This window comes from Pelagicoccus sp. SDUM812003, assembly GCF_031127815.1.
Taxonomy (GTDB): domain Bacteria; phylum Verrucomicrobiota; class Verrucomicrobiia; order Opitutales; family Opitutaceae; genus Pelagicoccus.
On sequence record NZ_JARXHY010000007.1, the window covers coordinates 95,438 to 107,014 of the forward strand.

Sequence of the window (11,577 nt, forward strand, 5' to 3'; positions counted from 1 at the left end):
TTTCATTTTCCAAGAACCCTCCTGAATAACCTATCGACACAATGAGCGATCAGAAACGCGTAATCGAATACGACGATCAGACTGTACGCATGTTCATGATAGCCTCCATCTTCTGGGGCGCTGTGGGCATGCTGGTAGGAGTAATCGTCGCGGCCCAGCTGAACTTTCACTTCCTGAACTTCAATACGGAGTGGCTGACTTTCGGACGGCTTCGTCCGCTGCACACCAATGCGGTGATTTTCGCTTTCGTGGGCAACATGATGTTCGCTGGGGTGTATCACTCCACGCAGCGTTTGGTGAAGGCCCGACTCGGGTCCGACTTTCTCTCCAAGCTGCATTTTTGGGGCTGGCAGCTGATCATCGTCTCCGCCGCCATCACGCTGCCCTTGGGGCTGACGCGCGGCAAGGAGTACGCGGAGCTGATTTGGCCGATCAATATCGCGGTCGCGCTGATCTGGGTCGTCTTCGGAATCAATTTCTTTTGGACCCTCGCCAAGCGGAACGAGAAGTCGCTCTACGTCGCCATCTGGTTCTACATCGCGACCATCGTGACGGTGGCCATGCTCTACATCGTCAACCACCTCTCCATCCCAACCAGCCTGCTTCACTCCTATCCGGTTTTTGGCGGGGTGCAGGACGCTCTGGTGCAATGGTGGTACGGCCATAACGCGGTGGCGTTCTTCCTGACCACGCCGATTTTGGGCATCATGTACTACTACATGCCGAAGGCGGCCAACCGCCCGGTGTATTCGTATCGATTGTCGGTAGTGCATTTCTGGTCGCTGGTCTTCATTTACATCTGGGCGGGACCGCACCACTTGCTCTATACGGCGCTTCCGGGCTGGCTGCAGCAGCTTGGCATGATCTTCAGCCTGATGCTTTGGGCTCCGTCCTGGGGTGGCATGCTCAATGGTCTGCTCACTCTGCGTGGGGCGTGGGACAAGCTGCGCACCGATCCGGTACTCAAGTTCTTCGCGGCTGGGGTGACCTTCTACGGCATGGCGACTTTCGAGGGACCGCTGCTGTCCATCCGCTCGGTGAACGCGCTGGCTCACTACACGGACTGGATCATAGGGCACGTGCATGCTGGCACGCTGGGTTGGAACGGCTTTATGGCAGCGGGCATGTTCTACTTTCTGGCGCCGCGGCTCTGGAACACCAAGCTGTACTCGGTGCCCATGGCCAACATGCACTTCTGGCTGGGGCTGGTGGGCATCCTGCTCTACGTGGCGTCGATGTGGGTGTCTGGGATTACCCAAGGCTTGATGCTCAACAACGCAGACGAGCAAGGCATCCTCGCGTATCCAAATTTCCTGGAAACCTTGCAATCCATCCGTCCGCTCATGCTGACGCGTGTGGTAGGAGGCGGCCTCTATCTCGCTGGCTTTCTTTTGATGGCCTACAACATCTGGAAGACCATGCGATCCGGAGAGAAGGTAAACGGCGTCTGCGAGGTCGCGGAAAATCCGGAAAAGGGCAAGGCCATGGGCTTGGGCGCCGCAATCGCCCACCCGGCGTTCCTCTACTCCGCTGGTCTAGTGGTTTTCTCCTGTCTCTGGCTGTTTGGCAGCGGAGGCGTGGAGCTGGTCGGCTTGGTATTGACGGTGGCGGTGACCATGCTTTGCGTGGTGCACTTCGCTCGCAGCGGGGATTCCTTCGCGGCCTGGTACGACAAGCTGCTGGAGAGCTCCTTCCCGTTCACGGTGCTGGTGCTGGTGGCTGCGGCGACGGGTGGCATCATCCAGATCGTGCCGCTGGTGAACGTCGATCGCGACAGCGTGGTCGAAGACAAGCTGCAGAAGGTCTACACGCCTTTGGAGCTCGCCGGTCGGGACATCTACGTCGCGGAGGGCTGCTACAACTGCCACTCGCAGATGATTCGCCCGTTCGTGGCCGAAGTGCGTCGCTATGGCGAGTACAGCCGATTGGGAGAATCGGTTTTCGATCATCCCTACCAGTGGGGTTCGCGTCGAACGGGGCCTGATCTGGCGCGGCTCGGGGGCAAGTATCCAGATTCCTGGCACTTCGACCACATGCTGAATCCTCGCTCCACTTCGCCGGATTCGAATATGCCGAACTACCCGTGGCTTTTCGAGAAGTACACCGACTACGCTTCGCTCAGTTCGAAGATACGAGTGCAGAAGATTCTGGGCGTGCCGTTCGAGGATCTGTCTCCCGCCGAGATCGACAAGATGGCCAAGGAGCAGGCGAAGGAGATCGCCGAGAATCTCGAGTCCCAGGGCAAGGAGGTCGATCCGGACAAGCAGATCGTGGCTTTGATCGCCTATCTGCAGCAGTTGGGCGATTCGGAGGACTTCACACCGGAGGTCGCCGCGGCGAAGTAAACGAAAAGGAGCTCACATGTTTCAAAGAGTTGAATACAGCGAGTGGCACACGCTCTTCCCTAAGATCGGCTTTCTCCTCTTCTTTCTCGCGTTCGTCGTCATCGTTTGGAAGGCGGCGAAGATGAAGAAAGGGGATCGTGATCGCTCGAGTCGCATGCCGCTCGATGACTAGTCGTACAGAAAAACGAATACAGAGAATTTCCCAAAATGAATCAGCACAACAGCGAAGAGAATATCCGCGAGCACAGCTACGACGGCATTCAGGAGTTTGACAAGAGTCTCCCGAATTGGTGGCTGTTCACCTTGTACGCGACGATCGTTTTTGCCATCGCCTACTGGGCTTACTATCAGAAGTCGGACCTTGGCATGGATCAGCGCGAGGAGTTGGAGGCGGCTTTGGAGAGGATCGAAGAAAACGTGGCGAAGGCCAAGGCGGAAGCCGGCGTGATCGACGACGACTCTTTTTGGGCGATGGCGAAGGATCCCGAATTCGTTTCCGCCGGGCAGCAGGTTTACTCCGCCACTTGCTCGTCCTGCCATGGTCCCTCGCTCGAAGGCGGCATCGGGCTCGCCCTCAACGACGACGAGTGGAAGCACGGCTCGAATCCCTTGGCGATCAAGGAAGTGGTGGCCAACGGCGTCGCCACCGCGGGCATGCCGGCTTGGGGGCCAGTGCTGGGGGATGAAAAGGTGAACCAGGTGGTCGCTTTCATCCTCAGCAAGCACCAGTAGGAGCGGGGCTGGGAATATCGTTTCGCTAGGGCCGGGCGCTCACGTATTTGGCGAGCTGTCCGGCTTGTGGCGTTGTGGCGAATGAAAGGAGCCGGTGAATGCAGATCATCCGTTTTTATGCCATCGAATTGCCCTGCGGTCCGATATCCTTACAATTTAGTCAGGATTTTTTTCGCTTCCCGAAATAGAAGGGGTTTAGCTCGTTTTGAGATTAGAGACCATGAGCAGCAATGTGACGAATCGAAAGCCGAACAGGGATTCGCTGACGGCGGTGAATGATGACGGGTCGCGCTTCATCATTCATCCCTCGGATGTGAGTGGGCGCTTCACGCTTGCCCGCAAGGTTTCGGCATACGCGCTCATTTTGGTCTACGCCGCTCTTCCGTGGGTGCAGATCGGCGGCTATCCGGCCGTGTTTCTGGATACCAACGCCATGCGGTTCCATTTCTTCGGCATGACCTTCGCTTCGCAGGATTTGTGGCTGGCGTTCTTTCTCATCACCGGTCTGGGCTTCGGCCTCTTTTACGTAACCGCCTTGCTGGGTCGCATCTGGTGCGGCTGGGCCTGCCCGCAGACCGTTTTCCTGGAGCATGTCTACCGGCGCATCGAGCGATTCATCGAAGGGGACGCCATCGCTCGCCGCAAGCTCGACAGCTCCCCTTGGGGACCTCGGCGAATCTGGAAGCGAGGCTTGAAGCACGCGGCGTTTCTGGGGCTCTCCTTGCTGCTGGCGCACATGTTCATGGCCTACTTCGTTTCGGTGCCTGGCCTGTGGGATATGATGCGTGAAGCCCCGGCGGAGAACTGGAAGGTGTTCCTGTTCGTTTTCGCGTTTTCCGGAGTTCTCTATTTCAATTTCGCCTGGTTCCGGGAGCAGCTTTGCATCGTGATCTGCCCGTACGGGCGACTGCAAAGCGCTTTGATCGACGAGCATTCCATGGTGATCGGCTATGACGAGAAGCGGGGCGAGCCGCGCGGCAAGGCCAAGGACGAGGCCGCTGGCGACTGCATCGACTGCAATCGCTGCGTGCAGGTGTGTCCGACTGGAATCGACATCCGCCAAGGGCTGCAGATGGAGTGCATCGGCTGCTCCGCTTGCATCGACGCCTGCGATACCGTGATGGACAAGCTCAAACGAGATCGCGGTCTGATCCGCTATGACTCCATGGAAGGTCTGGCGGGCCGGAAGACCCGATACCTGCGTCCGCGCATGATTCTCTACACGGCGCTTCTGCTGCTCGGCGCAGTGGTCCTGGCCTTTTCGCTGCAGGGACTGGGCTCGGCGAGCATGACGGCCTGGAGAACCCCAGGCGCTCCGTATTTCACCAACAATGAGCTGGTTCGAAACCAGTTTATGGTCCGCGTGACCAACAAGAGCAACGAAGGCAGCTTCTACCGTCTGGAGCTGGACAAGCAGCTGCCGGAGGCTCGCGTGATGGGCGTGGGCGAGCCGTTTTTCATCGACGGAAACGGCGAGCTGGTGAAACCGGTGGTGATCGTGGTGGATCGAGACCGCTATACCGGCGGTTTCTCCATGACGGTCAGGGTGGTGGACGATCAGGGGAAGACCTTGATGCAGCGGCCCCTGGAGTTCATCGGGCCGACCAAGAAGCTGGCGAACTAGGAGTGGCCATGAGCGAAAAAACGGAGAGCAAGGCCAAGGGCTGGAAAACCCTGGGCGTCTGGGTGACGCTGGCGTTCGTCCTATTGGTCGGGGCGTGGGCGGCGTTGATCGCCATCGCCTCGAAGAACGCTCCCGAACCCGTGCCGCTTGAGCGGACGACCGATTGATGGGCGAGGAGGGAAATCTGTACGCTCTGTTGAATCCGGCTGCCGCCTTTGTGGCGGGAGCGGTTGCGAGCCTGCACTGCGTCGGAATGTGCGGTCCGCTCAGCTGCGCCCTGATCGGAGAGAGGAATGGCGTCCGAGCGATGGGATCCCACGGCGTGTACCATGCGGGACGATTGATTTCCTATTCTCTGCTGGGCCTTGTGGCTGGGGGGCTCGGGGCAGGAGTGGTCGGCTGGGTGGGAACGAATCCCGCTCGCTTGGCTCCCTGGGCGCTGATGGCGTTTTTCCTGGCCCTGGCGTTTGGACTGGATGGAGTGGTGACGCGGTGGCAGGCCAAGAAGGGGTATGGCCGAAAATGGGTACAGCGCGCGTACCGGCTTTCCGGATACCAGCGTGGTTTTTCCTTGGGGTTGGCGACTCCTCTCATCCCTTGCGGTCCTTTGTACCTGATGCTTTGGGCAACGACCCTGAGCGGTTCCTATCAAAACGGACTGTTGGTGATGGCTTCGTTCTCTCTGGGAACCATGCCACTGCTCTTGCTGGCTCAAAGCGGTTGGTCTTGGCTATCGACCCGTCTCACTCCCTCTCGTTTGTCCTACCTTCGAAGGGGCTTGGCTTTGGTGGCGGTAGGCTTGCTTTGCATGCGGGCATTCATGGATACGGGCGTGGACGCCCTTTTGTCGGAGGATGCGCTATGCCGCTAGAGCGCGAGCTGGGGCAGGCCAAGCAGGGGCAAGTCGCTTGCCAGCACTGCGGCACGCGCTTTCATCCTGTCGACCCGGGGGAAACGTTTTGCTGCGCTGGTTGCGAGTACGTGTATCGAATCATCAAGGACGAGTCCTTGGATCGGTTTTACGAGCTGAGGGGCGAGGTTTCGCAGCCGGTCGGAGCGAGCGTTTTCGGAAACGCCGACTACAACTGGTTGGTCCCGCTGATTGAAGCGGCGGAAGCCCGGGGCGAACTCGCGTCGCTAAGCCTCGCTCTGGAAGGCGTATCCTGCGTGGGCTGCGTCTGGCTGGTCGATCACCTGTTTTCCGATCTGCAAGGAGGCGTCTCCTGCCGCGTGAACGTGCAGTATGGGACTTTCGACTTGGAGTGGCGCTCGGGCAAATGCGACGTGTTGGGATTTGTTCGCCGGTTGAAGCAGTTCGGCTACCGCGTCTGTCCGGTTCGCCAATCGAGGGAGTCGGAGTCGAAGCAAGTGGTTTGGAAACTGGGGCTGGCCGGGGCCTTCGCCTTGAACGGCATGCTGTACACGTTGCCTGCCTATCTGGGCATGGAGCCGGGCTTCGTGGTGGCCATGCATTTCAATTGGCTTTCGGCATTCTTCGCGACGCTGAGCCTGGTGTTTTGCGGGACCTATTTCATCGGCAGAGCGGTTCGGGCGGCGCTGCAGGGAATCGCCCACCTGGATCTGCCGATATCGCTCGGCATCGTGTTCGCGTATTTCGTGAGCTGGTACGGGATGCACCAGAAGAACGACGCCCTGGTGTATTTCGACTTCGTGTGCACCTTCGTCTTTTTGATGCTGGTGGGACGCTGGCTGCAGGTCGTGGCGATCGAGCGAAACCGGAACCGACTGGCGGACATCATGCTCGAAGCGCCGGAGGTGGAGGTGGAGGCGAGCTCCGGAGCCCGAGTGAAGGCCAGCGCGGACCAGCTTGGAACGGGAGACCGCTATTGGCTCGGTTCTGGACAGCGCGTCCCGGTGCGCTCGCGCTTGCTGAGCGCCCGAGCCAGTCTTGGCATGGATTGGATCAGCGGGGAAACCGAATCGAAGCTGGTGGAAACTGGCGGCGAGGCCCCTTCGGGCGCCGCGTTGGAAAATCAGTTCAGCGTCAAGCTGGAGGCTCGGGAGCCTTGGGATGCGTCCCTGCTTGCCCGGCTCTCTCGTCGTTCCGCTCGGTCCCGCGAACGCGACGAGATTGCCCAGCGATGGATTTTTCGCTATCTGCTGGCGGCCTTTGCCCTCGCGGTGGGTGGGGGCGCATTCTGGTGGAGGTTTTCAGGGCTGGGAGATGGGCTGAAGGTTTTCATCTCGATCTTGGTGGTTTCCTGCCCGTGCGCCTTGGGAATCGCCTGGCCGTTCGCCGACGAGATCGCGTTGGCTCGACTGAAGCGCTCGGGCGTTTTCGTGACCACGCACTCGCTTTGGAACCGCATTTCTCGCATCAGACGCATCGTCTTCGACAAGACCGGAACCTTGACGCGATCCGCGTTGACGCTGCTAAACCCGAGCTGCCTGGATTCGCTGAATCCTGCCGCGCTCGAAGCCCTGAGCGCGCTCTGCTCGCTCTCCCGGCACCCTGTTGCGTCGACCATACGAGAGTGCCTGATGGCAAAGGGACGTTTCGTCGATTCTACTGCCGAGCAACAAGTCGATGAGCAAATCGGGCAAGGGCTGGAGTGGAGCAACGGAGCCCAGATCTGGCGTCTGGGGCGGACGGCTTGGGCGCTTTCGAAAGAGGAGTCCGACCGGACCGGCACGGTATTGAGTTTGAATGGGAAACTCGTGGTGGAGCTTCTGTTTGAGGATCAGCCCTTGCCGGATTCTCTGCGTGAGCTGCGAGCCCTGAAAAGCAAGGGCTTCGCGCTCTCCATTCTCAGCGGGGACCGTCAATCCAAGGCGGTCAAGATTGGTCGCATGCTTGGGCTGTCGGAGTCGGACGTCTTCGGCGAAATGAGACCGGAGGAAAAAGCGTCCTGGCTGCAGACCCACGAGCCCCATGAATGCCTGATGGTGGGAGACGGGGCCAACGACACCCTGGCTTTCGAGCTGGCCGCTTGCTGTGGGGCGCCGGCTAACGAGCAAGGCATCGTAGCCGAGCGGGCGGACTTCCACTACCTCGGAAGCGGCATCCAAGGGATCCGTTTGGTGGTCGAGATGGCTAAGCGACGCAGGTCGGCGGTGCTCGCCCTCATGGCCTTCGCTCTCGCCTACAACGTTTTCGCTATCGGTCTTTCGTTGGCTGGCTGGGTGACGCCGCTGATCGCCGCAGTGCTCATGCCCTTGAGCTCGATTGCCAGTTTGGGAATCGTTTGGGCGGCGATGGGCGTCGCGCGGCGCTGAAAGGAGCGATTCCAGCAAGCTCCCATGCCTCGAAACGCCCGCCGCTAAGGGAGATTCGCGAGCGATGACCGGGGTATTAACCCATCTTTACGCTGGAGAGCGATGGATTAGCTAATTTTATCCTGAAGGGCTTCTAATATAGGAGAATAAAAGACAAACTTATCTAAATTTATGTTGAAATGCCCCGTTCTTATTCTACGTTCTTCATCAGTTTCGAGGACATCGTCAGGCAAGCCTCGCGAGGCTCGAAACGAAAACATCAATTTCTGTCAGGCACATACGAGCCAGTTGGATTAGGCACAGGCGGGGAAGCCTTCTAAGTAAGGCTTCCCTCAACTGCCGGTCCGGTTCGAAACCCGAAAACCCTTTTATTGCAGATATCGAAACAATCCGGTCCGAAGGACGAATCTGCTAGAATTTCTTGGTGTAAAAGCGTTGTTCAATCGCGCCTGTAGGCGAAGTTTCGTGCTTCGCCTACAGGTCTTTTTTTGTCCGAATGCCGAGGAATTTCGCGCTCGCGTAATGAAGAATTAATCACAAAAAAGTCTTTATTGAGTGACGATCACTCAACATAAGCTATCGGATTAGACTCTCTTATGTTTGGATACGGAAAAATGGCGAATTACGCGATCGCGAGCTTGAGCTACCTCGCGGCGAACTATCACAAGGACGGGTTCAAGGCGAATTCGCAGACAATCGCAAAAGCTCGCAATCTGTCGCGCCCGCTTGTGGGCAAGCTGATGTCGCAGATGTCGACGGCGGGGCTGGTTAACGGCACACCCGGCCCGGGCGGTGGGTTTTATCTTTCGAAGTCGCCTTCGGAGATTTCTCTGCTGGAGATCGTGCGTCTTTTCGAGAAGGTGGAGGAGTCTCTGATGTGTCCGTTTGGTCCGGGGTGGTGTGGCAACGGCGATCCGTGCCCGTTCCACTACGAGCTGGAGGACAAGCGCGACGAGATGCTGTCTTGGCTTTCCAACACCAATTTGCAGGTGTTCGCGGACCATCCCATCAAGCCGGATCGCGGCTACGGCGTGGAAGCGTCCTGATCCGTACGCGAGGGGCTGCCTCTCGATTGGGATGAGCGCCTCCGCTGGCGTTTGGCGGGTGGATCCTCCGCTCCGGCTATTTGTGAGGAAAGCTCAAAGCGCTGTGAAAAGTCCTGCCTCCGATTGAACTCGCGCCTGCGTCTTGTAGGTTCTGGTCGAACTGACGCCGTTTTCACCAGAACAGAATGCCTGACGAGGATTTCGCACCTAGATTAGGTCGTGACGAACTGTTGCGATTCGCCGAGCTTGGACCCGATTCGCTGACCCGTATCTGGGATCAGATCGAGTACTTGATGGTGCTGCTGCAGCCGGGCACGGAAGAGATTCCGATCGTCATCGCCGACTGCAACAAGGCCTGGTGCGTGGCGCATGGATACGAGCGGGAGGAGCTGATCGGCCGCTCGATCGATATGCTCGAGGTAGTTCCCTGGACTAAAAACCTCGGCACGGACTGGTTCGATACGATACGGGATCAATGCCATGCTGGAGAGGCCCTGCACCGAACCAAGGATGGCGAGACGCTGCTGGTCGACTTCACGGTTTTCTCCCTCGAATCGGAGGGCCGGACGTTCGCCTTGGGAATCGATCGCGATATCTCCATGGGGGGCGATCGCGAGAGGGAGATGCGCCAGTCCTTCGCTCGATGGTTTTTCGCCATGGAAGCGAGCGAAGAAGGCATTTGGGATTGGGATCTTGAGAGGGACGAGATTTGGGTCTCGCCTCGCTGGAACGCCTTGCTGGGTAGGCCAATGGTTTCGGAGCGTCTTTCGCGACGGATTTGGCTGAGCGGAATTCATCCGCATGATGCCTCGGCCGTGACCGCCGCCATTTTGGAGACGCTGGAGGGAAAACGGAATCGAATCGCGCTCGAATACCGTTTTCGCAAGCCGGATGGTGCGTGGATCTGGCTGAATGCCAAGGGGAAGATCATGCGCGATGAGGACGGGGCAAGTGTGCGCATGCTAGGCACCTTGACCGACATCAGCGAGCGGAAGCGGGCTGCGGAAGAGCTGGAGAAAGCGAAGGTGCAAGCGGAAGCGGCTAGCGTGGCCAAAAGTCAGTTTCTAGCCACCATGAGCCATGAGATTCGCACGCCGCTAAATGGCATAATGGGAGTGTCTCACCTTTTGGCTGGGACGCAGTTGGACGACGAGCAGCGCCGCTACCTTGAGACGGTGCACAAGAGCGGAGAGGCGTTGCTCTCGGTGATCAATAGCGTGCTGAGTTTCTCCAAGATCGAATCAGGAGTTCTGGAGTTGGAGAAGCGCCCGTTTGATCTGCTCGCTTGCATCGAGAGCGCCTTCGACGTGGTCGCCCCTTTAGCGAAGGAAAAAGGCCTGGAGGCATCTCTGGATATCGACTCCGGCTTGCCCAAGGAGGCGGTGGGCGACGGGCCGAAGCTCGGGCAGGTGCTGATCAACCTCCTGGGAAACGCCGTCAAGTTCACGGAAACGGGATCGGTCGAGCTGAGGGTAGCGAAGCGGGAGCTGCCGATGAGCGGCGAGCGGCGCTTAGCCACCCTTGTGTTCGAAATCGTGGACACCGGGATCGGGATCCCATCGTCGCAGGTGGGCAGATTGTTCGCCCCGTTTTCCCAGGTCGATGCGTCGGCGAATCGTCGCTATGGAGGCTCGGGGTTGGGCTTGGCGATATCGAAGCGCTTGATCGAAGGCATGGGCGGCTACATCGAGATCGAAAGCTCGGAAGGCGCGGGCAGTCTGTTTCGTTGCGTGCTTACATTGCCGGTTTCGAACGCCGAGGCTTTGGAGGAAGCGTCCATTCTTCGCGGCAAGCGAGCCCTAGTGGCTATGGCGGCCTCGCGGGCTCGGCACGTCCTGATGGATTTTCTCCAGCGTTCTTCGGTGGAAACCCATGTGTTCGAGAGCGAGCAGCAGACGCGTTCGCTTCTGAGTGGCGCCGATGGTCTCGACTTCGCTTTGGTCGACGCGGAATGGGAGATGGATGACGGCAGCCCCCTAGCGGAGCAGTTGGCCAAAGGACTGGGAGGAAAACCGCTGCCTACGCTTCGTCTCGTCTCGTCCAAGGATGCCAGCGCTCCGCGAGAGCCGATGTTGGAATCGGTGTATCGTCCCATCAAGCTGCGGCAGGTTGTGGTCTGTTTGAAAAAGCTGCTCAGCCCTCCTGATCTCAGTCCGCCATGGACTCGGGAAGCGGAAGGTTTGGCGGCGGCGAGCGAAAGCGAACTCAAAGCCGAACGCGTGCTGATCGTGGAAGACAATCCGGTGAACAGCTTCGTGGCGAAGAAGCTGTTGTTGAAGTTTGGATACGATTCGGAAGTCGCCGAAGATGGCTTTCAGGGTGTGGAGAAAGTCGAAAAGCTGCACTTCGATATCGTTTTTCTGGACCTTCATATGCCGGGTATCAATGGGTTTGAAACCTTGGAGCGCATCCGGAAGGTGTGCCGAAATGGTCGCCCAATGCCGTGGGTGATCGCTCTCACCGCCAACGCCTTGGATGAGGATCGGGAGCGCTGCTTGGACTTCGGGATGGACGACTTTCTCGGCAAGCCGATCCATCCGAAGGCCTTGAAAGCGGCCTTGGACAGGGCGACGCGAAGAGACCGCGCTTAGAG

At 58.7% G+C, this 11,577-nt stretch carries 9 protein-coding genes; all 9 read left to right on the plus strand.

The window, feature by feature from the left end; translation table 11 throughout:
- Positions 1-41 precede the first annotated feature (41 nt).
- The 9 genes from ccoN (at position 42) to QEH54_RS11380 (ending at position 11,575) form a co-directional block, all read left to right on the plus strand.
- The gene (ccoN, locus tag QEH54_RS11340; RefSeq protein WP_309018791.1) at positions 42-2,345 is read left to right on the plus strand and encodes a cytochrome-c oxidase, cbb3-type subunit I; all 2,304 of its coding nucleotides are present in this window, start codon (positions 42-44) and stop codon (positions 2,343-2,345) included.
- 16 nt (positions 2,346-2,361) lie between these two features.
- Positions 2,362-2,517, plus strand: a complete 156-nt coding sequence (locus tag QEH54_RS11345; RefSeq protein WP_309018792.1) for a hypothetical protein — start codon at positions 2,362-2,364, stop codon at positions 2,515-2,517.
- A gap of 35 nt (positions 2,518-2,552) precedes the next feature.
- Positions 2,553-3,077, plus strand: a complete 525-nt coding sequence (locus QEH54_RS11350) for a cbb3-type cytochrome c oxidase N-terminal domain-containing protein (protein WP_309018793.1) — start codon at positions 2,553-2,555, stop codon at positions 3,075-3,077.
- 220 nt (positions 3,078-3,297) lie between these two features.
- Complete coding sequence (gene ccoG / locus QEH54_RS11355; RefSeq protein ID WP_309018794.1) at positions 3,298-4,701, plus strand: cytochrome c oxidase accessory protein CcoG; 1,404 nt, start codon at positions 3,298-3,300, stop codon at positions 4,699-4,701.
- Positions 4,702-4,709: 8 nt separating this feature from the next.
- The gene (locus tag QEH54_RS11360) at positions 4,710-4,868 is read left to right on the plus strand and encodes a hypothetical protein (RefSeq protein WP_309018795.1); all 159 of its coding nucleotides are present in this window, start codon (positions 4,710-4,712) and stop codon (positions 4,866-4,868) included.
- Entirely contained in the window at positions 4,868-5,572 is a 705-nt protein-coding gene (locus QEH54_RS11365; RefSeq protein WP_309018796.1) for a sulfite exporter TauE/SafE family protein, read from the plus strand. The genes QEH54_RS11360 and QEH54_RS11365 overlap by 1 nt, the downstream gene beginning before the upstream one ends.
- A complete protein-coding gene (locus tag QEH54_RS11370) occupies positions 5,563-7,938 on the plus strand; it encodes an HAD-IC family P-type ATPase (RefSeq protein ID WP_309018797.1) in 2,376 nt (791 codons plus the stop codon). The genes QEH54_RS11365 and QEH54_RS11370 overlap by 10 nt, the downstream gene beginning before the upstream one ends.
- A gap of 614 nt (positions 7,939-8,552) precedes the next feature.
- Positions 8,553-8,984, plus strand: a complete 432-nt coding sequence (locus tag QEH54_RS11375; protein WP_309018798.1) for an Rrf2 family transcriptional regulator — start codon at positions 8,553-8,555, stop codon at positions 8,982-8,984.
- Positions 8,985-9,169: 185 nt separating this feature from the next.
- Positions 9,170-11,575, plus strand: a complete 2,406-nt coding sequence (locus QEH54_RS11380; protein WP_309018799.1) for a response regulator — start codon at positions 9,170-9,172, stop codon at positions 11,573-11,575.
- Positions 11,576-11,577: the final 2 nt, after the last annotated feature.

Coding starts and splice junctions, on each gene's coding strand:
- ccoN (WP_309018791.1), top strand. CDS start 42: ATGAGCGATCAGAAACGCGTAATCGAATACGACGATCAGACTGTACGC.
- QEH54_RS11345 (WP_309018792.1), top strand. CDS start 2,362: ATGTTTCAAAGAGTTGAATACAGCGAGTGGCACACGCTCTTCCCTAAG.
- QEH54_RS11350 (WP_309018793.1), top strand. CDS start 2,553: ATGAATCAGCACAACAGCGAAGAGAATATCCGCGAGCACAGCTACGAC.
- ccoG (WP_309018794.1), top strand. CDS start 3,298: ATGAGCAGCAATGTGACGAATCGAAAGCCGAACAGGGATTCGCTGACG.
- QEH54_RS11360 (WP_309018795.1), top strand. CDS start 4,710: ATGAGCGAAAAAACGGAGAGCAAGGCCAAGGGCTGGAAAACCCTGGGC.
- QEH54_RS11365 (WP_309018796.1), top strand. CDS start 4,868: ATGGGCGAGGAGGGAAATCTGTACGCTCTGTTGAATCCGGCTGCCGCC.
- QEH54_RS11370 (WP_309018797.1), top strand. CDS start 5,563: ATGCCGCTAGAGCGCGAGCTGGGGCAGGCCAAGCAGGGGCAAGTCGCT.
- QEH54_RS11375 (WP_309018798.1), top strand. CDS start 8,553: ATGGCGAATTACGCGATCGCGAGCTTGAGCTACCTCGCGGCGAACTAT.
- QEH54_RS11380 (WP_309018799.1), top strand. CDS start 9,170: ATGCCTGACGAGGATTTCGCACCTAGATTAGGTCGTGACGAACTGTTG.